19 protein-coding genes and 1 pseudogene are annotated in these 22137 nt (G+C 59.1%); 13 read left to right on the forward strand and 7 right to left on the reverse strand.

Annotation, left to right across the window (positions count from 1 at the left end; translation table 11 throughout):
* Positions 1 to 112 precede the first annotated feature (112 nt).
* Together A7J50_RS20065 and A7J50_RS20070 are read left to right on the forward strand one after the other, a co-directional pair.
* Complete coding sequence (locus tag A7J50_RS20065) at positions 113 to 1075, forward strand: alpha/beta hydrolase (protein WP_064453377.1); 963 nt, start codon at positions 113 to 115, stop codon at positions 1073 to 1075.
* A gap of 99 nt (positions 1076 to 1174) precedes the next feature.
* Complete coding sequence (locus A7J50_RS20070) at positions 1175 to 1981, forward strand: hypothetical protein (RefSeq protein WP_064453378.1); 807 nt, start codon at positions 1175 to 1177, stop codon at positions 1979 to 1981.
* A gap of 139 nt (positions 1982 to 2120) precedes the next feature.
* Here A7J50_RS20070 and prmB read toward each other — a convergent pair whose 3' ends face one another.
* Positions 2121 to 3029, reverse strand: coding sequence for a 50S ribosomal protein L3 N(5)-glutamine methyltransferase (gene prmB / locus A7J50_RS20075; RefSeq protein WP_064453379.1), 909 nt, complete (start codon positions 3027 to 3029; stop codon positions 2121 to 2123).
* Between the two features lie 239 nt (positions 3030 to 3268).
* Here prmB and A7J50_RS20080 point away from each other — a divergent pair, with 239 nt between their 5' ends.
* From A7J50_RS20080 to A7J50_RS20115, 7 genes and pseudogenes are all read left to right on the forward strand, one after another.
* The gene (locus tag A7J50_RS20080) at positions 3269 to 3859 is read left to right on the forward strand and encodes a cysteine hydrolase family protein (RefSeq protein ID WP_064453380.1); all 591 of its coding nucleotides are present in this window, start codon (positions 3269 to 3271) and stop codon (positions 3857 to 3859) included.
* A gap of 141 nt (positions 3860 to 4000) precedes the next feature.
* Positions 4001 to 4321 carry a hypothetical protein gene (locus tag A7J50_RS20085; RefSeq protein ID WP_064453381.1) on the forward strand — a complete coding sequence of 107 codons (321 nt, stop codon included), beginning with the start codon at positions 4001 to 4003 and terminating at the stop codon, positions 4319 to 4321.
* Between the two features lie 75 nt (positions 4322 to 4396).
* Entirely contained in the window at positions 4397 to 4954 is a 558-nt protein-coding gene (locus tag A7J50_RS20090) for a Smr/MutS family protein (RefSeq protein ID WP_064453382.1), read from the forward strand.
* 311 nt (positions 4955 to 5265) lie between these two features.
* Positions 5266 to 5472 (forward strand): annotated as a pseudogene (locus A7J50_RS31980) (hypothetical protein); the annotation flags it as partial.
* Positions 5473 to 5830: 358 nt separating this feature from the next.
* Complete coding sequence (locus A7J50_RS20095; RefSeq protein ID WP_064453383.1) at positions 5831 to 6214, forward strand: VOC family protein; 384 nt, start codon at positions 5831 to 5833, stop codon at positions 6212 to 6214.
* Positions 6215 to 7078: 864 nt separating this feature from the next.
* Positions 7079 to 7624, forward strand: coding sequence for a GTP cyclohydrolase I FolE (gene folE, locus A7J50_RS20110; RefSeq protein ID WP_010456659.1), 546 nt, complete (start codon positions 7079 to 7081; stop codon positions 7622 to 7624).
* Positions 7625 to 7726: 102 nt separating this feature from the next.
* Complete coding sequence (locus A7J50_RS20115) at positions 7727 to 8098, forward strand: glutathione S-transferase N-terminal domain-containing protein (protein WP_064453385.1); 372 nt, start codon at positions 7727 to 7729, stop codon at positions 8096 to 8098.
* A gap of 121 nt (positions 8099 to 8219) precedes the next feature.
* Here A7J50_RS20115 and A7J50_RS20120 read toward each other — a convergent pair whose 3' ends face one another.
* From A7J50_RS20120 to A7J50_RS20130, 3 genes are read right to left on the reverse strand one after another with little or no spacing between them, the layout of a single operon-like run.
* Positions 8220 to 8540: a hypothetical protein gene (locus A7J50_RS20120; protein ID WP_064453386.1), complete on the reverse strand. Its 321-nt coding sequence runs from the start codon at positions 8538 to 8540 to the stop codon at positions 8220 to 8222.
* Positions 8537 to 9862 carry an acyclic terpene utilization AtuA family protein gene (locus tag A7J50_RS20125; RefSeq protein WP_064453387.1) on the reverse strand — a complete coding sequence of 442 codons (1326 nt, stop codon included), beginning with the start codon at positions 9860 to 9862 and terminating at the stop codon, positions 8537 to 8539. The genes A7J50_RS20120 and A7J50_RS20125 overlap by 4 nt, the downstream gene beginning before the upstream one ends.
* 1 nt (position 9863) lies before the next feature.
* Entirely contained in the window at positions 9864 to 11156 is a 1293-nt protein-coding gene (locus tag A7J50_RS20130; protein WP_064453388.1) for a CitMHS family transporter, read from the reverse strand.
* A 127-nt stretch (positions 11157 to 11283) separates the two neighbouring features.
* On the opposite strand from A7J50_RS20130, the gene A7J50_RS20135 reads away from it, so the two are divergent.
* The gene (locus A7J50_RS20135) at positions 11284 to 12180 is read left to right on the forward strand and encodes a LysR family transcriptional regulator (protein ID WP_064453389.1); all 897 of its coding nucleotides are present in this window, start codon (positions 11284 to 11286) and stop codon (positions 12178 to 12180) included.
* Between the two features lie 118 nt (positions 12181 to 12298).
* Here the strand turns inward: A7J50_RS20135 and A7J50_RS20140 are convergent, their stop codons facing one another.
* Together A7J50_RS20140 and A7J50_RS20145 are read right to left on the reverse strand one after the other, a co-directional pair.
* Positions 12299 to 12901 (reverse strand): glutathione S-transferase family protein, encoded by a 603-nt coding sequence (locus tag A7J50_RS20140; protein WP_064453390.1) that lies wholly within the window; start codon positions 12899 to 12901, stop codon positions 12299 to 12301.
* Between the two features lie 10 nt (positions 12902 to 12911).
* The gene (locus A7J50_RS20145; RefSeq protein ID WP_064453391.1) at positions 12912 to 14078 is read right to left on the reverse strand and encodes a PLP-dependent aminotransferase family protein; all 1167 of its coding nucleotides are present in this window, start codon (positions 14076 to 14078) and stop codon (positions 12912 to 12914) included.
* Between the two features lie 81 nt (positions 14079 to 14159).
* Here A7J50_RS20145 and A7J50_RS20150 point away from each other — a divergent pair, with 81 nt between their 5' ends.
* The 3 genes from A7J50_RS20150 (at position 14160) to A7J50_RS20160 (ending at position 16831) form a co-directional block, all read left to right on the forward strand.
* Positions 14160 to 14594, forward strand: coding sequence for a MarR family winged helix-turn-helix transcriptional regulator (locus A7J50_RS20150; RefSeq protein ID WP_064453392.1), 435 nt, complete (start codon positions 14160 to 14162; stop codon positions 14592 to 14594).
* A gap of 187 nt (positions 14595 to 14781) precedes the next feature.
* Positions 14782 to 16128, forward strand: a complete 1347-nt coding sequence (locus A7J50_RS20155; protein WP_064453393.1) for an NCS2 family permease — start codon at positions 14782 to 14784, stop codon at positions 16126 to 16128.
* Between the two features lie 64 nt (positions 16129 to 16192).
* A complete protein-coding gene (locus A7J50_RS20160; RefSeq protein WP_064453394.1) occupies positions 16193 to 16831 on the forward strand; it encodes a LysE family translocator in 639 nt (212 codons plus the stop codon).
* Here the strand turns inward: A7J50_RS20160 and A7J50_RS20165 are convergent.
* Positions 16809 to 22067, reverse strand: a complete 5259-nt coding sequence (locus tag A7J50_RS20165) for a dermonecrotic toxin domain-containing protein (protein ID WP_064453395.1) — start codon at positions 22065 to 22067, stop codon at positions 16809 to 16811. The genes A7J50_RS20160 and A7J50_RS20165 overlap by 23 nt on opposite strands.
* Positions 22068 to 22137 lie beyond the last annotated feature (70 nt).

A 22137-nucleotide genomic window follows, 5' to 3' on the forward strand; every position in this document is an offset into this window, starting at 1 on the left:
GTCAACCGTAATAACTTAAGGCCGCCAGTATACGCAGGCTAACCGACTAGTTCATCCTCGAAACCTTACCGGTAGACGTTGGTCCAACCGGCACCTTCCCAATGATGGCGCGATGATGCTGCGAGTTTTGCTTTTGACCCTTACCCTGTTTTCCAGTATTGGCTTCGCCGCCTCCCCTGTCGTGCTGCAACGGCCTATCAGCCTGGACACCGGCAGCGGCGAGCTGTTTGGCTCGCTCTTGCTGCCCAAATCCGACAAACCCGTGCCCGTCGTGTTGATCATCGCCGGCTCCGGCCCGACCGACCGTAACGGCAACAGTGCAGATGGCGCGCGTAACGACAGCCTCAAGCGCCTGGCCTGGGTACTGGCCCGCAATAACATCGCCAGCGTGCGCTATGACAAGCGCGGCGTGGCCGCCAGCCTTGCTGCCACCCCCGATGAGCGCAACCTGACCCTGGATGCCTACGTGGCCGACGCCGTCGCCTGGGGCAAACTGCTCAAGGCGGATATCCGGATGGGCCCGCTGATTGTGCTGGGCCATAGCGAAGGCGCGTTGGTAGCGGCCCTCGCCGCACCGCAACTCGACCCGGCTGGCGTTATTTCCCTGTCCGGCAGCGCACGACCGGTGGACCAGGTGATTCGCCAGCAACTGGCCGATCACCTGCCCCCTGCCCTGTTGCTGCGCAGCAATGAAATTCTCGACCACCTCAAGGCCGGCCAGGTGGATGCCGATGTACCGCGCCCGCTGGAAGGTATTTTCCGACCCAGCGTGCAGCCTTATCTTATTAGCCTGTTTCGCGCCGATCCGTCGGCTGCCTTCGCCAAACTGAGCATGCCGGCGCTGATTATCCAGGGTACCAACGACATTCAGGTAGGCGTGGCCGATGCCCGACAACTGAAAAATGCCAAGCCGGACGCGCAACTGACGGTAATCGAAGGCATGAACCATGTGATGCGCATCGTGCCCAAGGACGTGAAGGAACAACTGGAGTCCTACAACGATCCGAAACTGCCCCTCGCCGCTGAGTTGGGCCAGCGCATCGTGCGCTTTATCGACGGACTTCAACCCCATTAAGCGACTATTTGCCTCCAGTCCTGCAGAAAACGGCCGATAAGCCCAGGGTCAACAGTAAAAAGACTGTCGACTCGCAGGGCTTGGACAGGATCGCGCCGCATGACAACCACCGAAGCAACACCCGAATCGACCGCCGACACCCCGGCTGAACAAACCGAGGCCGTCGAGGCAGCGGCACTGCCGTGGGCGGACGTACAGGCCGAACATTTCAAGATGCTGCGCCTGGCGCCCCTGGCCACGGATCGCGCCACCGGCGTGCGGCCGTTGCGTTTCGTGCAATTCGGCTATGCCGAGCGCAATGATAAACACCACAGCCTGTTGCGCATGGTCATCCAACTGCCAGGCCAGCGAGTACGTCGCGAGCAGAACCACCTGGATATCTGGGTCGATCACGATACGCACCGCGTGCATTTCGGCCCGGGCAACAGCCTGGAAATCGAACCGGCCAACCGGGGTATCGGTCGTTTCCTCGTCGCACAAGGCGCGGCGTGGGCAAAAAAGAAATGGTCACATTACCGCGTCGACGGTGTGGACCTGGCTAACAAGGATGCACTCAACGAAGCTACGCGCCTGCGCCGCGATCACTTCCTGCGTATCCAGGGCTTTGATGTGGCTTATGCCGATGTACAGCACCTCAAAGGCAATGTGCAGCCGGGCAAGGTCAGCGAAGTGCTGGACAGCTGGAACACCGAGAAGGTGCAGTTCGTGGAAATCCTCGAAGCTGCGCAAATGCTCCAGCAAGCTGAACAGAACCTCGCCGAGCAGGAAGTAAAGCTGCGCAAGGAAGAGGAAAAGGTCACCAAGTTCAAGCGTGAGGACAGCGGTTTGCGCTTTACCATCACCTGCCTGGTGGCGTTTACCGTGTTTCAGGCCGGGTTGCTGATCTGGATTGCGACACACCGATAACAGGCTGGAATGCAAACAAACAGGTGGGAGCTGGCTTGCCTGCGATGGCGGTGGGTCAGTTAGCACTTGTGCCACTGATATACCGCCATCGCAGGCAAGCCAGCTCCCACATTGATCGTGTTTCTTCAGCCGATTTTGGTTAAACCCGCGCAGCAAACACTGCCTGATGTTCCCGGCACTGTTCAGCCGTCAACATGAACACGCCATGCCCACCGCGCTGGAATTCCAGCCAGGCAAAGTCCACTTCCGGGTACAACGTCTCAACGTGGACCTGGCTGTTGCCGACTTCGACAATCAGCAAGCCTTTCTCGGTCAGGTGGTCTGCGGCCTCGGCCAACATGCGTCGAACCAGGTTCAAGCCATCATCACCGCAGGCCAGGCCCAGTTCCGGCTCATGCTGATATTCATCCGGCATGTCGGCGAAGTCCTCGGCATCCACATACGGCGGGTTGGACACGATCAGGTCAAAACGCTGGCCCGGCAGACCGTCGAAGCCGTCGCCCTGCACGGTGTATACGCGCTCATCAACGCCATGGCGCTCGATGTTCTGGTTGGCCACTTCCAGCGCTTCGAAGGACAAGTCGCCCAGCACCACTTCAGCGTCCTGGAACTCATAGGCACACGCGATGCCGATGCAACCGGAGCCGGTGCACAGGTCGAGGATGCGCGCCGGCGGCTGGGCCAGCCACGGTTCGAAGCGGTTTTCGATCAGTTCGCCGATCGGCGAGCGCGGGATCAACACACGCTCATCGACAATAAACGACATGCCGCAGAACCAGGCTTCTTTCAACAGGTAAGCGGTAGGCACGCGCTCATGGATACGGCGGTGCAGCAAACGCTGCACGTGGGAGATTTCTTCTTCTTCAAGGTTGCAGTCCAGGTAGCTGTCGGCGATTTCCCAAGGCAGGTGCAAGGCGCCGAGCACCAATTGCCGGGCTTCGTCCCAGGCGTTGTCGGTGCCATGGCCGAAAAACAGGTCTTCCCCATGGAAACGGCTGACAGCCCAACGGATGTGGTCGCGCAACGTGCGCAGGCGGGATGTGATCACGGGGGCAAGCTCCTGGAAAAAACGACTGGCGATTCTAACAGCCTTCGCCTGTACCGACGATGGATGAAAACCCTTCGCCACCCGTCGGAATTCATCCAATTTGCCATCGTTGCACTAAACAAGCCGCCCACTTGACATGGCTGTGAGCCAACAACGGCGTACCTTACGATGGTAGCGATTCACAGAACCGCTCAGCCAGTGGACAATGTCACAAAAGCCCCCCTCACAGGAGCCCCAGAATGTCCGTTCCAAAGACGATGTTTCAACTCAGCGGTCGCGGTTATGCAGCAGCCAACCTGAACCATGCGACCCTCGTGATCATCGACGCCCAGAAGGAATACCTCAGCGGCCCACTCGCCCTCTCAGGCATGGACGCAGCGGTCGCCAACATCCAGCAACTGGTCGCCGCAGCGCGCAACGCCGGGCGCCCGATCGTGCACGTACGTCACCTGGGCACCGTCGGTGGCCTGTTCGACCCGCAGGGCGAGCGTGGCGAATTCATTCCCGGCCTGGAGCCGCTCGGTGACGAAACCATTATCGGCAAGCTGCTGCCGAGCGCTTTCCACGGCACCGGCCTGGAAAAGCACTTGCAAGACCTGGGCTCCCTGGACTTGATCGTCTGCGGCTTCATGAGCCACTCCAGCGTCAGCACCACCGTGCGCGCGGCCAAGAACCTGGGCTTTCGCTGCACCCTGGTGGAAGACGCCTGCGCCACCCGCGACCTGCCCTACAAAGGCGGCATCCTGAGTGCCGAGCACGTACAGCAGACTGAGATGGCCATCATGGCTGACAACTTCGCTACCCTCGCGTCAACCAAAGATCTGATCTGATCGCCCCTCGGATGAGCGGCGCGGCGTGTTTATTGCCCCGCTCATCTGCAAATGCCTGTCATTTGCTGCAATTGCCTCAGGCACAGGAACAACCTGTGTATCTTCCGGTCGAAGGGCCGATACCCTGGAGGAAAGGTCGGAATGAAGATATCCGATGGTTTTGATGCTCGTCGCTTGCGCCCAAAGGGGCCGAGCAACTGGCGTCTGCGCTTGGTGGCCGGCTTTGCCGCGCTGCTGGCAATTGTAGGTCTGCTGCTGGCGGGTGCCGGTGGCGCCGGTTTGTTTGGTCATTCGCCGGCCCTCGGCGAGCTGAATGCCAGCCCGGGCGGCTCGGCTATTCTGTTGGGAATCGGGCTGCTGGTGCTGTGGTTGGGCGTATGGTTGTGGCGTCGCAGCCGTCGGCGCATGCGCCAGCCGTTGTCGCTGAACATCGCTTCGCACCTGATGAAAAAGCACGACTGATGGCGCATGGATAGCGTTTCCTGCGCCCTGGCCGCCGCGATTTAGGTAAACTGCCCGCCCTTCGCGGAGGCTGACATGCAAGACGACGATTTTTCCCTGTTCAAAAACGAGCTGCGCGGCGTCAAGCCGATCAAGCACGACCGCGCCGACACCGGCAAACCCAAGACCGACCGGGCACAGATCGCCAAACTGCGCCAGGCTGCGACCGTGCGCACCGATGCCACTACTGTGGACGGCCTTTCGGACCAGTTCGTGATCGACGTAGGCCCCGAAGATGAGCTGATGTGGGCCCGCGACGGCGTGCAGGAAAGCCAGATGCGCAAGCTCAAGATCGGTCAGATCCCGTTCGAAGGCAGCCTCGACCTGCACGGTATGAACGTGGAAAAAGCCCGCGAAACCCTCTGGGCCTTTCTGGCCGAAGCAACCAAATTCGAAATCCGCTGCGTGCGCGTTACCCACGGCAAGGCCGTGCGGCTGGATGGCAAGCGGCCGATGATCAAAAGCCACGTCAACACCTGGCTGCGTCAACATGCCCAAGTGCTGGGTTTTACCTCATGCCAGGCCCGCCACGGCGGCGCCGGTGCGGTGTACGTGATGCTCAAGCGCACCATGATGGAAGGGCGTGACGAGTAACAAGGCCATCGTCAGGCTTGCAGCGATGTGTCCGCCACCGTAACCATGCGCCTTGCGAGAATCCCACAGGCAGTTTGGTGTCTCTGGAACAGAATTACACCGTGATTCTAAAGGGGTAAGGCAAAGTAACAATAGTTAATTAATCCGGGGACTTGCTTACTCCAGTGTTACCCGGTCTTGACCTAATTTACACGGTCATTGGTACAAAAACTGATACGAGATCCATCCCCTCTCCGGCATCCTGCCGACCGAACACCCAACAAACTAAATCGCATCAGCTGGTACCCTGTTCACTCCTTGGAGGAACACCGCTGCCTAACTCAGATCTGATCCCTTCCCTCCTCTCGAAACTCTACGAAAACCGACTCGCCCTCTAGGCTTCCATCATGGAGCTATCGAACTAGGTAGAGCAGCGCGGTTCCGCTGAAGTCGCAGAGAACATACGCGACGCCCTGCACACCATCGACGAGAACGAGGAGTTCATCAAGCTGACCCTGGCCGTCCTCATGGCGCCTGACTGGCCGTCAAATACCACCACTACCTACAGGCCACCGACCAAAGCTGATGCAGCCGAGGCGCGTAACTCTGGATCGGAGACCTGTTCAGCGATTCCATAGGGAGTCTGCAGTCGATCGTCGAGGGCCAGAGGTGCCAGAGGGCGGACATGCTAGAGTCTTAAAATGAGCCGGAGCAGCGTAGGGCTTTATTGAAAGGTATCGATCTAACCCACAATTAAGTCGTCAATTGAGCTGTTCACTACTGACAGAATCTGTCACTAGGGGTATGTATAATTTCTTTCAACCCGACATTCGGGAGCAAAACGAAGTGGCTTCACCGCCCCTCCAAACCCTATATTAAATAAAGGAACCCAAAACAATGGAACCACTAAAATTCACTGCTTGCTTGGCAGTACGCGACGTTACTGAAACCCTCGATTTTTTTGAGCGTATTGGCTACGTTGTGACACGTGAGAGTATCGCGCCGCCCCACAGCATTCACATGATACTTGATGGTGATAATCCGCTATTCATGATCCAACCCGAGCATGAGGTTAAGGAATTCATGCCATTTCTAGCGGGTTATCCAGTTGGCGGAAGTGGCTTTTTCTACATAAACACCGAAGAATTTGATGTAACTGTTGCCCGCATTAAAGGAAAAGCAGAAGTCCTGAAAGAATCAAGCGAAGGCGGCTACAAAATATTCTACTTCAAAGATCCTAACGGGTACGTCTTTGGAATAAACGAATTGATTAGCGAATAAAGTACTGTCTGAAATCTTCTACTTAAACGTTGCTGCGTGGAAACCAGCAGTGTGTAGCGAAAGTGAAGCTGAACGGAATCAGGAAAACTCGAACACGTTCTCATATATGCTGAAACACGCTTTTGCCACAGGACCGCTAAGGATCGCGCCGTGCCGATCAAAGCGCGCGTCGAGGAGGTGGCCCACGGCCCCTTTCACAGTAGCGGAGACGGATTTGATCTCGGGCACCTGTACGAGGTGCTGACCGACTCAATGCGGATTCACGCGGACTATTTTGAGTTCGCGTTTTACACCGGCATGCGGCCTGGGGAGATAACCGCGTTGCGCTGGATGAGGTGGACATAGATGGACGTGTCGCCAACGTGTGCAGAATCGTGACTGACTATAAGATCGAGGCGCGCACGAAAACCCGTGAAGCACGGCGATTCATGCTAAATAGCAGGGCATTAAATGCCGTTGAAATGGCCAAGAGCGTGGCCGGTTTGAGGGCGAAACAGAGCAGGCGTCAGCACAAGCAATCGCCGTAGGTCTTCCCGCCTACCAAGAACTTCGAGTTCATCCAACAGGCCAGCGTGACTGACAAGCACTTCAAGGCGGCGCGGGTCGCGTTGAAGATCAGGGCCAGACGGCAATACAACTGCCGCCACACTTACGCTACCATGTGCTTAATGGCAGGCATGAACCCTGGGTTCATTGCTAATCAGCTCGGTCACAGCGTGCAAATGCTGCTGACGACTTACGCCCGGTGGATCAACTCCAGTGAAGATTGGAGCGAAGTCGGGAAGCTTGAGCAAAGCCTGAATGGTACAAAATTGGTACAGACTGAAACCGTACCCCTCTAGAACCCATACGGAATAACGCTCTGTGACATTGGAACAGAATTACACCGCGATCCTCGGCCAGCTCGGCGAGGACGTTTCCCGCGAGGGCCTGCTCGACACGCCAAAGCGTGCCGCCAAGGCGATGCAGTACCTTTGCCGCGGCTATGAACAGACACTGGAAGAAGTCACCAACGGTGCCTTGTTCAGCTCCGACAACAGCGAAATGGTGTTGGTAAAGGACATCGAGCTGTACTCGCTGTGCGAACATCACCTGCTGCCGTTTATTGGCAAGGCTCACGTCGCGTATATCCCGAGCGGCAAAGTGCTGGGCCTGTCGAAGGTTGCACGTATCGTCGACATGTACGCCCGCCGCCTGCAGATCCAGGAAAACCTCAGCCGTCAGATTGCCGATGCGGTCCAGCAGGTCACCGGCGCCTTGGGCGTTGCAGTGGTGATTGAGGCCAAGCACATGTGCATGATGATGCGCGGTGTGGAAAAACAGAATTCGTCAATGATCACCTCGGTGATGCTGGGTGAGTTCCGCGAAAACGCGGCCACCCGCAGCGAATTCCTCAGCCTGATCAAGTAACAGGCTGCGTAGGAAAAAGCCGGCGTTCATCGCCGGTTTTTTTTCGCCTGCAGAATTAAGGTAAGCTGCGGCCCCTTCTGTCATGGGCAAGAGGTTTCAGCCATGTTCGTCAAAGCACTTCGAGTGGGCCTCGGCCACGTCATCATCGCGGGCGACTTCCTTACCCGCCCACGCAAAAAGCAGCGCCCTGCCGAACAACAGGCGCAAGTCAACGCAGCGGCCAAGGACCTGACCCTCTATCAGTTCCACGCCTGCCCGTTCTGCGTGAAGACCCGCCGTACGCTGCACCGCCTGAATGTGCCGGTGGCGTTGAAGGACGCGAAGAACAACGCGCAAGACCGCCAGACCCTGCTGGAACAAGGCGGCAAGATCAAAGTGCCGTGCCTGCGCATCGAAGAAAATGGCCAGACCACCTGGATGTATGACTCCAAGGTAATCATCGACTACCTGGACAAGCGGTTTGCTGCGATCTGACAAACACAGGTATCCCTTGTGGGAGCTGGCTTGCCTGCGATGCAAGCGACTCGGTCTCTCAGGAGTACCGAGGTGATGCCATCGCAGGCAAGCCAGCTCCCACATTTGCTCTGTGGTGTTTTTAAGTGTGGCTTGTCACATCTAGATCCAATAAAGCCGAGCCCAGGCACTTGCCATGGGCATCCAACGCCAGCGAACGGGTAACGCCGCCGCGCAGGATTCCGGGCAACACAAAGTTCAGCGCCTGCACGTTGGGCAACTCATAGCGCCGCACTGGCGCCGCGCCGGGTTCACGCAAGCCGGCAAAAAACTCGGCGACGCGCTCGGCCGTCAGCTGTTCACACAGCAGTGGGTAGTCTTCAGCGCGATAGGCAATGATCGAGATGTTCGAGGTGTCGCCCTTATCGCCAGTACGCGAATGGGCCAGCGTGTGCAATTTCATGCTTCGATCCTCGGTTTTACAGCGCTACGCGCCAGCAATAACGACGCCACCGCCACCACTTGCCGCACGCTCTTGCTCGCCCCACCGCCGCCGGACGGGCCGTTGGTGTAGAGGGTTTCCACTTCATTGCCGACCCGCACCGCCTCGCTGCGTGCTTCACAGCGAGCGGCCACGCGCAGGCGTACTTCCCAAGGTTCGACGTTACTGCGTGGGCCGTGGAGCGAGTCCATGCCAATCAACTCGGCGCGCACGTCCTGCATGTTGACGCCCATCAACGCCAGGCGCTTGAGTACGACATCCCGTGCCAGTTGCGCCCGTGCAACAGCACCCGGTCCACCGTAGGACATCTGCCCTTCGCCGATCCAACCGTCCAGATAACCGACACTGACCTTCAACTGTTCGGGCCGCGCACGGCCGCCCGCCCCTTGAGCGCGCACGCGATCAACGCCCTCCTCGACAAACCCCACCTGGGAAAAATCGGCCGTTACGTCCGGCGTGAGGTAAGCCGCAGGATCGTGAACTTCATAGATCAATTGTTCTGTACAGGTAGCACGGCTGACCCGCCCGCCCGAACCTGCCACCTTGGTGATCAAGGCTGCGCCGTCGGCATTCACCTCAGCCAGGGGAAAGCCCAGCCGCGCCAAATCCTCCACGTCCTTGAAACCAGGGTCTGCGAAATAGCCACCGCTGACCTGACCCGCGCACTCAAGCAAATGCCCGACCAAAGTACCCTGGCCCAGGCGCTGCCAATCATCCGCCGCCCAGCCGAACTCAAACATCTGCGGCGCCAGGAACAGCGACGGGTCGGCCACACGCCCAGTGATAACCACATCGGCTTCGGCGTGCAGCGCCTCAAGAATGCCGTCGACACCCAGATAGGCATTCGCAGAAATCAGCCGCTCGCCCAGGGAACCCAGGGTCTGACCGTTATCCAGCAATTGCTCGGGCTGCAAGGTCGCCAACACGTCATCGCCCACCACGGCCACCACCTTGAGGTTCAGGCCCAACTCACTGGCAATCCGCCGCGTTTCCATGGCCGCCGACACCGGGTTGGCCGCGCCCATGTTGGTGATGACGCGCAAGCGGCGTCGACCGTCAGGCCGGCCGACAAAGGGCAACACCCGGCGCATGCGCTCACTCAGCAGCGGGTCGTACCCGCCCTGTGGATCACTGATGCGCGCCTGTTGCGCCAAGGCGATGGTGCGTTCGGCCAGGCATTCAAACACGAGGTAATCCAGGTCACCCTGCTCGGCGAGTTCCACGGCAGGCTCAATTCGGTCGCCGGAATAGCCGGCGCCAGAACCGATGCGTAGGGTTTTCATCTCAAATCACTCCCAGGAGCAACGCGGTCAGGGTCATCAACACCGACGCGGCAAATAGAAAAGGAATGGTGAAGCGCTGATGATCGGCCAGTTCGACCTTGCACAGCCCCACCAGCAGGAAGGTCGCGGGAGTCAGCGGGCTGACCGGAAACCCGGTGGTGTGCACACCCAGCAACGAGGCCTGGGCCACTTGCAGCGGGTCGACGCCCAGGGCCTTGCCGACTTCGGCAATCACCGGCATCACGCCGAAATAATAAGAGTCAGGGTCAAACAGCAGGCTCAGCGGCATGGAGATGAACCCGACAACCGCCGGGATCAGCTTGCCATGGCCGGCCGGAATCTGCGCCACCGCCACTTCGGCCATGGCCTTGAGCATGCCAGTGCCTTGCATGATGCCGGTGAATACCCCGGCGGCGAGCAGGATGCTGGCCATGGTCAACGCCGTCTTGGCATGTGCGTCAATGCGTGCGCGCTGCGCGTCCACATTGGGGTAGTTGATGCACAGCGCGACCACGGTGCCGAGCATGAACATCACCACCGGATCGACCCAGCCGGCAATCATCACCACCATCACCAGCACGGTCAGCATCAGGTTGACCCAGAACAGGCGTGGGCGACGCAACTTGATGTCATCGGCGCTGAGCACCCGTTGCGGCACCGCATCGACCGTGGAACCGACCCCCAGGCCCAGGCGCTTTTCTTCGCGATGGCCCAGCCACCAGGCACAGGCGAATACGAAGATCAGACCGACGATCTGCACCGGAATCAGCGGTTGGAACAGGTCGGCCACCGGCACATGCAGCGCCGCCGACGAGCGCAGCACCGGGCCGGTCCACGGCAGGAAGTTGACCCCGGCAGCCATCGCGCAAACGCAGGCAAGGATGCGTTTGTCGATGCCCAGCCGCGTGTACAGCGGCAGCATCGCCGGCACCGTCACCAGAAAGGTCACCGCGCCGGAGCCGTCCAGATGCACCAGCAACGCCAGGGTCGCGGTACCGACGACAATCCGTGTAGGGCGCGTCCCTACCGTGCGCAGGATGCGGTCAATGATGGGGTCAAGCATGCCGGCGTCCGTCATGATCCCGAAAAACAGAATTGCGAACACAAACATGCCCACCACAGGGGCGACGTTTTTGATGCCGGTAATGATGAAGGCGCTGGTTTGCAGGCCAAATCCGCCGAGCAACGCAGCGATGATCGGCAAGGCGATCAGGGCCACCAGCGGCGAGAGCCGCTTGCTCATGACGGCAGCGAGCAGGCACAGGATGGTAATGACACCCAGGGTAGCGAGCATGGGTTACTCCAGAGCGGCCTTTGTGGCCGGTTATTGTTTTCCCTGGAGTATTGGAAGCGCGTTAGTCTTTGTAAATTGGAATATTCAGCCGTCCAAGTTCGTAAAAACAAAACGATCGGATAACCACATGAAAAACTCGATCCAGCATATTCAAGCGTTCCTGGCGGTTGCCCGCACCGGCAGCTTTACCAAGGCGGCCAACGAACTGCATCTGTCGCCGTCGGCACTTACCGTACAAGTCCAGCAACTCGAAGATTGGCTGGGCGTCGCCCTGCTGGACCGCAGCCCGCGCCATGTCAGCATCACCGCTGCCGGAGAAGACGCCCGCGCACCCATGGAAAAACTGCTGCTGGACCTGGACAACATCGTCACCGGTTCACGCGACCTGGCCGCCTTGCGCCGAGGCGTGGTCACCATCGCCGCGCTGCCCTCGGTGTGCGCCGGCGCCCTGCCCCCGGCCTTGCGTCTGTTTCGTGAGCGTTTTGCCGGGATCGAAGTACGCCTGCATGACGTGGTGGCCCACCGCATTCACGCGCAGGTGCGGTCCGGCGAGGTGGACTTCGGCCTCGGTGTGCGGGCGCGGCTGAGCCATGGCCTGGAGTTCGTGCCGGTGTTGAATGATCGGCTGTGCGCGTTTGTGCCGCTGGAGCATCCCCTCGCCCGCCATCGTCAACTGACCCTGGAGCAATTGGCGGCGCAGCCGATCATACTCACCGGGCGCGACAGCAGTGTGCGAGAGCACGTGGACGCATTGTTTGATCAGACGCGGCTGACGATGAATGCGGGAATGGAAGCCAACTATATGTCGACCGTCCTGGCGTTGGTGCGCCAGGGCTTGGGGATCAGTGTATTGCCGGAGTCGGCGGCGGACAGCCTGGAAGGCTTGAAGCGCATCAACATCGATCATCCCGGGGTGAACCGGGAGATCGGGTTGATCAGTCGCAGCGGGATGCGCTTGAGCCCGGCGGCGCAGCGCTGTTTCGAACTGCTGAATGCGCAACTGTCAGGCAGACCGCCAAGCTGAAGCGGGGCACGGCCCATCCGGGAGCTGGCTTGCCGGCGATGCAGGCAACTCGTTTGGCCAGATGCTGCACGGTGACGCTATCGCAGGCCAGCCAGCTCCCACCATTGATCGGTGTGAATCAGTCCAGCATCGCCACATGCTTGGGATGGCTGGCCACGCGCTTCAACCACGCCTGCACGGCCGGATAAGGCGTCAGGTCAAAGCCACCCTCATGGGCCACATGGGTGTAGGCATACAGTGCGATATCGGCAATCGAATATTGCTCGCCCACCAGGTACGGCGTGGCTTGCAATTGACGCTCCATCACCTTCAGCGCCTTGTAACCGCCCTTATGCGTGGTTTTGTATTCTTCAAGACGATCTTCCGGCATGTTCAGGTAGAACTGGATAAACCGCGCCACGGCGATATACGGTTCGTGGCTGTATTGCTCGAAGAACTGCCACTGCAACACCTGAGTGCGCAGGCGCGGCTCGGTCGGCAAAAACTCGCTGCCATCGGCCAGGAAGTTGAGGATCGCGTTGGATTCCCACAGGCACGTGCCATCTTCCAGTTCCAGCACCGGGATCTTGCCGTTAGGGTTCTTGGCCAGGAATTCAGCGGTCTGGGTGTCACCGTTGAGGATGTCGACATCGATCCACTGGTACGCGATGCCCAATAGATTGAGCATCAATTTGACCTTGTAGCAGTTGCCCGACCTGTAATCGCCATAAACCTTGTACATGAGGCTCCCCTTATGCCGCTTGCGCGTGCTGTGCTTGACGGACCACCGCGGCCAGGCGCTTGAGACCTTCGTCCAAACGGGCCGGGTCGATATGGCTGAAATTGAGCCGAAACGAGCCAAGGTGCTGGTCCGGCTCGGAAAAGAACGGTTCACCGGGCATGAACGCGACGTTCTGATCTAATGCTTGCGCCAACAAGGTGCGGGTGTCGAGCGGTTGTTTCAAGGTCAGCCAGAAGAATAATCCGCCCTGGGGCGTTTGCCAGTCGGCCAAATCACCGAAGTGGCGCTCGAGAGCGGCCTGGAATGCATCGCGGCGTTCGCGGTAAAAGCGGCGCAGTTCCACCAGATGTTGCTGGTAGCGCTCGGTGCCGATCCACTGCATTGCCTGCCACTGGCCAACGCGATTGGTGTGCAGGTCCGCCGATTGCTTGAGCTTGAGCAGGTGCGGGAACAGGTCCGGGCTGGCGATCAGGTAACCGACGCGCAAGCCTGGCAACAAGGTCTTGGAGACCGTACCGGTGTAGATCCAGCTGGCTTTCTTCAGGCGGCCGGCAATCGGCTGCGCACTGCCGCCATCGAAAGTCAGCTCGCGGTAGGGTTCGTCTTCGATCAGGGTCACGCCGAACTCATCGAGCAAAGCGGCGACAGCCTCGCGCTTGGCCTCGCTGTAGCGCACGGCCGACGGGTTCTGGAACGTCGGAATCAGGTAGATGAACGCCGGACGCTGCTGTTCAAGCGTGGTCCGCAGCGCCGCCAGGTCCGGACCGTCGGCCTCCAGTTGCACGGTGAGGCAATCGGCGCCGAACAGTTGGAAAATCTGTAGCGCGGCCAGGTAGGTCGGGCCTTCCAGCAGGATCTGCGTGCCCTGGTCGATGTACAACTTGGCCGCCAGGTCCAGGGTTTGCTGGGAACCGCTGACCACCAGCACCTGGCTGGCCTGGCAGGGCACGCCCAGTGCGCGCGCCTCGGCGGCGAGCAATTCACGCAAGTGCGGCTCGCCTTCGCTCATGCCGTATTGGCCGATGTTGAGCGGCATGCCGTCCCAGTTCAACGCGGGCAACATGGCTTCGGCCGGCAGGCCGCCGGCGAACGACATCACTTCCGGGCGCTGGGCCGCGGCGAGGATTTCACGGATCAAGGAGCTTTTGAGGCGCGTAACACGTTCAGAGAAGGCCATAAGGTCACCGGTGGCAAAGCGCGCAGGAAATACGTCAAACTACTTGACCGAAATTACGACGACCTGGGTAGATACGTCAATATGCTTGACCTTAAAAACCAGAGCAGCCAGCAGCAAGCCATGGAAGCCTTCTTCTTCGGCTATCAGGCGTTCACCGCCAAGGCCGATGAAATGCTGGAGCGCCGCGGCCTGAGCCGCGTGCACCAGCGCATCGTGTTTTTCATCGCGCGCTACCCCGCCTTGAGCGTGACACAACTGCTGGAATTGCTCGGCGTGAGTAAACAGGCGTTGAACATGCCATTGCGCCAATTGCAGGAAATGCACTTGGTCAACAGCGTCGCGTCCGAGACCGACAAGCGCAAACGCCTGCTGGAATTGAGTGAGGAAGGCGTGCGTTTCGAGCAGTCACTGCGCCGCGAACAAGTGAAGTTGTTGCAACGCGCGTTCAGCGAAGCCGGCGAAGACGCGGTGGCGGGATGGCTGGCGGTCAACCAGGCGCTGAGTGCCGCGAATTAGCCTTTCATCCCCTTTTGCGCACATAATAGAAAACATTATTTGCTTTATTTGTATACAAAAGCATAATTCGCTTCGTGCGAGTTCCTGACCTTATGGTCAACAAAACCCGCCAGTACCTCAAAGCGCCGTTGCCCACTCATGTGACCGGCGCTGGAAATAACAATAAAACTCTTGAGGAGTACTCGCTGTGGAAAGCCGCAAATCCGAAGCCCCAACGCTGGACCTGGCCGCACCGCAAGGCGGCTGGCTGGAACGCCTGTTCAAACTGAGCTTGCATGGCACCACAGTGAAGACCGAGCTGATTGCCGGCCTCACCACCTTCATCACCATGGCCTACATCATCTTCGTCAACCCCAACATCATGGCCGACGCCGGAATCGATCATGGTGCAGCGTTTGTCGCCACCTGTATCGCCGCCGCACTGGGTTGCCTGTTGATGGGCCTGTACGCCAACTGGCCAGTCGGCCTGGCGCCGGGCATGGGCCTGAACGCGTTTTTCACCTATACCGTGGTCGGCACCATGGGCTATCACTGGGAAACGGCGCTGGGTGCGGTGTTTATCTCGGGCGTGCTGTTCATGGGCCTGACCCTGTCCCGCGTGCGTGAATGGCTGCTCAACAGCATTCCAGTGAGCCTGCGCCACGCCATGGGTGCCGGTGTCGGGTTGTTTCTCGGCGTGATTGGCCTGAAAACAGCCGGCATCATCGTCGACAGCCCGGCCACGTTGATCAAACTCGGCTCACTGCACGAGCCCGCCCCGCTGCTGGCGGCGGTGTGCTTTTTGCTGATTGCGATCCTCAGCTACCACCGGGTATTCGGCGCCATCCTGATCAGCATCATCGCCGTGACCCTGGCCGGATGGGGCCTGGGCCTGGTGCACTACAACGGCATTCTCTCTACCCCACCGAGCCTGGCACCGACCTGGATGGCCATGGACGTGAAGGGTGTGTTCAATGTCAGCATGATCAGCGTGGTGTTTGCCTTTTTGTTTGTGCACATGTTTGATACCGCCGGCACCTTGATGGGCGTTGCACAACGCGCCGGCCTGGTCGGTGCGGATGGCAAGATTCATAACCTGTCCCGCGCGTTAAAGGCCGACAGCGCTTCCAGCGTGTTCGGTGCCATGGTCGGCGTGCCACCCGTGACCAGCTATGTGGAAAGTGCTGCCGGTGTAGCCGCCGGCGGTCGCACCGGGCTGACCGCCGTGACAGTGGGCGTGCTGTTTGTGGCCGCTATGTTCTTTGCGCCGCTGGCCGGCATGATCCCGGCTTATGCCACTGCAGGCGCACTGATTTACGTGGCGATGCTGATGATGGCGAGCATGGCCCATATCAATTGGGATGAAGCCACCGACAGCATTCCGGCGATTGTCACGGCAATCATGATGCCGCTGACCTTCTCGGTCGCCGACGGTATCGCCCTGGGCTTTATCACGTACGTGGCGCTCAAGGCCGGCACCGGCAAGTACCGCGAGATTTCCATCAGCCTGTGGGTGTTGTGCGCGATTTTCATCGCGAAATTCATCTTCCTGTAGTTCGGGAATGGCTGAAAACCGCCTCACCTTCGGGTGGGGCTTTTGCACGAATGGAGGACTGTAAATGACCCTGGAAACCTGGCTGCTGTTCAGCGGCGCTGCTTTGATCGTGATCCTGATTCCCGGCCCGCTGTCGCTGCTGATGATCAGCAACAGCCTCAACTACGGCCTGCGCCGCGCGTACCCGGCGTTTCTCGGCGGCGTGTTTGCCTCAATTTGCTTGTTGAGTGCTTCGGCTCTGGGCCTGGGCGCTCTATTGCTGGCGTCGGAGCAGTTGTTCAGTGCCTTGAAGATCGTCGGTGCGCTTTACCTGTTTTATCTTGCCTGGCAAAGCTGGCAGCAATCGCGGCAACCGGCCCACGCTGCCGAAGTCCCGCAAGCACCTGCGGTGCCGCGCTTCAGCGCCTTGTTTGGCCGTGCCTTTGTGCTGGGCGCCAGCAACCCCAAGGACATCCTGTTTTTCGCCGCCTTCTTGCCGCAATTTCTCAACAGTCAGCAGCCGTTCCTGCCGCAGTTGCTGATCATGATCGCCACCTGGACCGTGCTCGACCTGCTGTGCAAGCTGACCTATGGCCTGGGTGCCCATGGCGCGGCGCGCTATTTGCGCAGCGGCGCCGGCCAGAGCTGGTTCAATCGGGTCAGCGCTGCGTTGTTCAGTTGCGCCGGTGTGGTGTCGCTGCTCAAGGCGAAGGCGCCAATTTAATGAAATAAACGGTTGGCGAGATGTCGCCTTTGATAGGCCACTGGATGCCCGCCAGGATCCGAACCAGGCGATTTTCCTGCAGCGCTTTGCTGACCGTAACCGCCAGCGCAGCATCTGTGTAGGACTTGAACCCTATATAAAACCAGCCATTCTTCAATCTGGTGTTCAAGCGGACATGGCCCATCTCGACCCATTCATATGAAATGTAATAGATGCGATCTGGCGAATTGGGATGAATAGCAACCGATTCATGAGTGGGCCTCATTCGGTAACGTTTAACCTGGAGGTCCTGAACAGTGAAACCCTGCTGCTCCAAAACAATTCGGACTGCCGCACGCTGCGCGGTATTTCTATCCGCCCTAACAGGTGTCCCACCTCGATGAAGCCTGGGCTGCAGCATGACCGGTGGCAGAAAGTCCATGCGTTCAAAACCCGGTGCCGCACCTTGGTAGCTGACAAGTGTTGAATGCCCCCCTCTTTGAATTGGCCGTAACATCCTCAGCAAATCATCCGTTTGACCCCGCCTGGCAGGGGCCGAGGGTAACCACCCGTCCAGCGTCGCACGGATGCCAAGCATGTGACTTGCCGTTACCGGGCGTCGCGGACCTGACAGCTCAATCATCCTCCTGACCGTAAACTCCCGTGTTCTGTTCGTCATGGTGGGAAAAGCCTCGCCCACATATTGCTCCAAAGGCCTGTCGAACAATGCCGGATGGTTTTGCCATCCACCTGTCGGGGTGCGTGATACTGGAATGGGCTGGTCGAGAATATCAGTGCTTGTCCAACGCACGATATCGACCTCAGCCAATGACACCAGGGGCTCATTTCGGGTGATAAACGAGATATCGGTCGACAGTGCTTGATGACTCTGGGGGAGCATCCTGTAAAAACCACTGTCCGGATCCAGGATGGAGGTATTAGGACGAGCCACGCGCAAGAACCTGGCATTGAGCCCAGACCCTGTTGGTGCCATACCCACCTCAAATACCCCGGGAGTCGGGGAGTTCACTATTTGATTGGGATGAACTTGAGTACGCCAATCCAGCCAACGGGTATCCGTAGTGCGCGACTGAAGAATCCGCGGCTCAGTCGCCGTACGCGGGTCAGGTGGTTGCCAATCCGGCAAGGGAGCGCGCCATGGGTTAAGTACTCCTGAGCTCGGCCCCGGTTGCGGTGCGTCCGCTGCGAGCAACCACTCCCTGGGCTGGTGGATGTTCAGGATCAGTTCGTCTTGCCCCGGTGCCTGCTTGTTTTGCAGGCGAAACGACTGTTCGTTCCGGCGCCGATAAAGTGGGTAATGGTGTGTGTCATCCGCCACAAATGGCTCGGCATTTTTCACGTAAACACCGTTCTTACCCGGCCCTTTCAAGGCTACAGCCCCCTCAGGCACACCCTTGATTTTAAATGGCGCCAGGGCTTTGAGTTGAGGCACGGCTGACTGCGTTTGGTGAGGAACCTCGCTCGTCGTCATACGAAAACGGTGTATTCGCCCCAAGGCTGGCCTCAGTGCAGGCCGCGCAATGCGAGTCGCACCACCGCCCACCTTCTTGGGGCCAGGTACAAAGTTCGATAACAAATCAGTCGCCAAAAAGGCGCTCATAAAGCCCACATCGACCGCATCGTGGGGGTCTCCATAGCGGTGATAACGCCGCGCCACCAGCAACAGCTCATAGACGTCATTTAACAGCCCGAAAAACGGACTGAAAAAACCGACCAACCTGCGTTTGGTGGCGTCGTGCTGTTCGCCAAGGCGGCGGACCCGGTATTCCTCAAGCGCCTTGCCGGAATGGCTGGCAGCCTGGGTTCGGCGTTGCAGTTCAAGCACGCTGGCGTGGTACAGCAACGCCTGAGCATTGCTGTGGGGCGTGGCGACAATCGCCAACCAGTCCTGCGGATCACTGGCAATCTGCTCAAGGGTTTGCTTTTCGATCTCATCAGCAAGCGCCGTCGGCTCCAGATGCTTGATGCGGAACGAGCGAATGAACTCAACCCCCTGCCAAATCCCTTTCACCAGAACATTGGTAGGCGTGAGTATATTCCAGGCCGGGACGCCCTCGTCGACGTTAGCCAGAGGGTAATTGAGCACCTCAAATGCCCAGCCGGGTGCAACCTGCCGCGCCAGCGCCCTGGCATTATCCGGCAATGCGCCGATACGGTTCAATTCAGCATGGGCCTGTTGCAGGCTGATGTACTCGGTGAGGATCAACGCGTGCGTGGCCTGGGGCCAATAGACAAGGCACAGCCCGGAACGCTTGTCGTGCATCAGCACTATCCCTGCGATATAGCGATCATGCTGCATCGTGTGACCCACCAGATGAACCACGTACAGTTGCAGTTCATGCTGGTTTTTCAGCAGGTCTTGCGGCGTTCGGGCCGCCATCGCGGTGCTGAATACGCTTTGTGCAGCCGCCGTCAGCCCGCGTTGAATCGCCGAAAAAAGATGATGCGCAACGCCGGCTTGCAACGCGCGATTCAACAACTCGGGAATACGCCCTTCGCTGAGCGTGTAGTTGGCGCCAATACGCGGATAAAACGCCTGGTTGATCAACGCGTCGTACTGGCCGCCGATATCCAGCGAGGACACCATACGGATCAGATAAGCGGCGTTGAGTTGTTGTTGCGCGTCAGGTTGCAGAAAGCGCGCGCGGTTCAATCGCCACTGCGTCCAGGGCGCCAACGGGTCCAGGTTATGCAGCAACAATTGCAGCAGACTGAAGGTTGTACGCGTAGGGCTCGGGGTCAGTATTATTTTGTTATCGCCCACGGGACAGGCGCTTGCTCCCCCACAAAAGCTGCCTTGAACATCATCAGGCATATCAATAAAGGGTTGGTCAATATCCCATTGCGGCGAGATACCGTCCTGACTCAAACGGGCGGTCAAGGCGCAGCGGGCGAACGTCTCCAGGTCGGGCAGATGTTGTTCAAGCCGGTTTTTATAGGCGAATACGCTACTCAGATAAAGACGCTGCGAGCGCCTGAAGTTTTTACGCTGGGCACGCGTTGCATCCGGCAACCATGCCGGCCATTTTTTCGCTTCAGACGCAGCCTTGCGCAGCAACTCAATATTGGCCTGGGCCTGGCTCAGGGCACTATTGACGGGAGCCTTCAGCTGTTCCTCCAGCTCAACTGTCAGCAGCGCGCGGCTCAGCTCGGCGTCCTTGACCTCACTGAAAATTCGCGTGATGTCCTCAGTGCTTTCGTGCAAGCGAGTGTAGGTCCCAAGCATTTTCTGCACAGCGGCCAGCGCGGGCTTGCGCTCAATGGGCAAGTAGCGCACGGCCAAGGTGTCACGCAACGCATGTGCGCGTAAGTCGTTACGTTTATCGCGCTCGACACAGCCCCACAGCACGGAGTCATCCCGACTGCTCAGGCTTGCCTTGATGCTTCGAGTCAATGCATCCAGCCCGGAAAAAGCCTGCACCCCACCCTTTACCCCGAAAGCGTACAGGACCACCGGACGCTGGCGGGTCGGAACCCTCACTGCCGCGGCTGTCGTCACCACCCACACGTTATGGAGTGAGTAGAAAGCGTCTGGCTCACTGCCCACCGCGATCCATAACACCTGGGTTTCACTGCCTGGGCGTTTAGACGGCAAAGGCTGTTCCACCACCTCCATAACCAAGTCCCGATGGGCTGCGCTTAACAGCTTGAGCCGGTGTTGCAACTGAACCTCACAGCGCAGCGCTTCGGTTTGCGCGTTCATGAACAGGGAGCCACGCCTGAGCGTGCCCGCGCCACCGGGGCGCTCAGTCCAAAAAGCCAAATCGAGCAGCCGTGTCTGCGTACCCTGCATCAAGGTATCCAATGCCTGGGCATGGACCTTGAGTTGATTCACCAGCGACACGAATTCCTGATACGCAGGCGTCTCTGCGCTGGGGTCATCCGGATTCAGCAGCGCAAGCAGACCTTTTTCGTAACACTTGACCTGCTGCTCTGTGGTGCGCAGGGCCAGGCCGGGCGCCGTGCTGGCAAAAATGATTTCTTCGCTTCGCCGTTGCTGGTCCCATTTGAGCAATTGCTCCCGAAGGACGCCGAGCCGCGCGCCACCGACCAGTTGCTTCCTGGCCTTCTCCACGTGCGCGAGAAACGACACGGCCTCCAACGGCTGAGGCCGAGGCCGTTGTTTAGAAAATACGTGGGCGTGATTGATCATCACGGCACAGGCCAATTCGTTCCCCCATTGCTCACTCAGCAACGCCTGCGCGCCTAACGCCAGCGCATCACCCTTGATCTCCAGACCGCGGACAACACTGAGCGCCGGGGACAAGTCCGCAGGCCGGCATAACGCATTGCGACGACTTAACGGCAGGCACTGCCAGAGATCACGGAACAGCAACCGGTTCAGCGTCAGCACGCCACATTGAAGCAAGACGAAGGATGGGTACTCATAGAAGTGACGGGCCACACCCGGCAGGTAAACGACATGAGGCACACCGTCAGGGTCGCCCTCACGGTAAAAATGCAATGCACCGGGGATCGCCACCGCAGGCGTACCGGGCCACATCACCTGGCCTACCCGCACGCAGGCCCACTCCCCACCTGCACGCTGGCGCGCCTCAGCGGTCGGGGCATCGATCACTGCCTGGACCAGGGCCATTCCCGCACTCGATAGCTCGTTCAGTTGCCGCGCCAGAAAGGCGCGGTCAGCGAAGAGTTCCGCGTGCAACTCACTCCAACGCTCCCGGCGTGTACGCCAGGAACCCTGCGCCAGCGTGTCCCAATGCTCGGTATGCGCGCGGGCCAGCCGGTCAAAAAGCGTCAACGCGACAACGCGCTCCAGTGCTTGCAACGGTGTATAAGGCAACCGACGACTCGGCTCGCCCTTGACACTCAAGCCAGTGAATAGATTGGTATTAATAGGCACCCAGGGCTGAACCAGCAGCAACAACGCTCGATCGGTCAAGCTGTCGACTTTCTCGGATACGCCTGGCGGGTTGGAGGGGCTGTGTTCGGTAAACAGCAGGCTGTCGGGGTCAATCTCAAATGCGTTGCGCAGTTCGGTACGGATCACCGTCAAGACTTTTGGCGAGCGCCCTATCAGGCGTATAAGCGCCTGTGTCGACGCGTGGCAGCGCCAGTCGGCAAGGCCGATCTGATTGATCAGGCGACTGGGGTGGGTAGACACATTAACCCGCTGCCTTAACTCATCACGAATGCCCTGCAACGCGGCTTCGGCAGCGACGTCAGCGTCGGCGTTGTCAGATGAATCGTCGGGATAATCTTGGGAAGAGGTCATGGTGTTTTCTCTCGATGAGGAAAACACCCAGCCTAGGCACCACCGAGGGTCCATTGGCACTAGATAGTTG

It is taken from the genome of Pseudomonas antarctica (assembly GCF_001647715.1).
Lineage (GTDB): Bacteria > Pseudomonadota > Gammaproteobacteria > Pseudomonadales > Pseudomonadaceae > Aquipseudomonas > Aquipseudomonas antarctica_A.

Coding starts and splice junctions, on each gene's coding strand:
- A7J50_RS20065 (WP_064453377.1), top strand. CDS start 113: ATGATGCTGCGAGTTTTGCTTTTGACCCTTACCCTGTTTTCCAGTATT.
- A7J50_RS20070 (WP_064453378.1), top strand. CDS start 1,175: ATGACAACCACCGAAGCAACACCCGAATCGACCGCCGACACCCCGGCT.
- A7J50_RS20080 (WP_064453380.1), top strand. CDS start 3,269: ATGTCCGTTCCAAAGACGATGTTTCAACTCAGCGGTCGCGGTTATGCA.
- A7J50_RS20085 (WP_064453381.1), top strand. CDS start 4,001: ATGAAGATATCCGATGGTTTTGATGCTCGTCGCTTGCGCCCAAAGGGG.
- A7J50_RS20090 (WP_064453382.1), top strand. CDS start 4,397: ATGCAAGACGACGATTTTTCCCTGTTCAAAAACGAGCTGCGCGGCGTC.
- A7J50_RS20095 (WP_064453383.1), top strand. CDS start 5,831: ATGGAACCACTAAAATTCACTGCTTGCTTGGCAGTACGCGACGTTACT.
- A7J50_RS20115 (WP_064453385.1), top strand. CDS start 7,727: ATGTTCGTCAAAGCACTTCGAGTGGGCCTCGGCCACGTCATCATCGCG.
- A7J50_RS20120 (WP_064453386.1), bottom strand. CDS start 8,540: ATGAAATTGCACACGCTGGCCCATTCGCGTACTGGCGATAAGGGCGAC.
- A7J50_RS20125 (WP_064453387.1), bottom strand. CDS start 9,862: ATGAAAACCCTACGCATCGGTTCTGGCGCCGGCTATTCCGGCGACCGA.
- A7J50_RS20130 (WP_064453388.1), bottom strand. CDS start 11,156: ATGCTCGCTACCCTGGGTGTCATTACCATCCTGTGCCTGCTCGCTGCC.
- A7J50_RS20135 (WP_064453389.1), top strand. CDS start 11,284: ATGAAAAACTCGATCCAGCATATTCAAGCGTTCCTGGCGGTTGCCCGC.
- A7J50_RS20140 (WP_064453390.1), bottom strand. CDS start 12,901: ATGTACAAGGTTTATGGCGATTACAGGTCGGGCAACTGCTACAAGGTC.
- A7J50_RS20145 (WP_064453391.1), bottom strand. CDS start 14,078: ATGGCCTTCTCTGAACGTGTTACGCGCCTCAAAAGCTCCTTGATCCGT.
- A7J50_RS20150 (WP_064453392.1), top strand. CDS start 14,160: ATGCTTGACCTTAAAAACCAGAGCAGCCAGCAGCAAGCCATGGAAGCC.
- A7J50_RS20160 (WP_064453394.1), top strand. CDS start 16,193: ATGACCCTGGAAACCTGGCTGCTGTTCAGCGGCGCTGCTTTGATCGTG.
- A7J50_RS20165 (WP_064453395.1), bottom strand. CDS start 22,067: ATGACCTCTTCCCAAGATTATCCCGACGATTCATCTGACAACGCCGAC.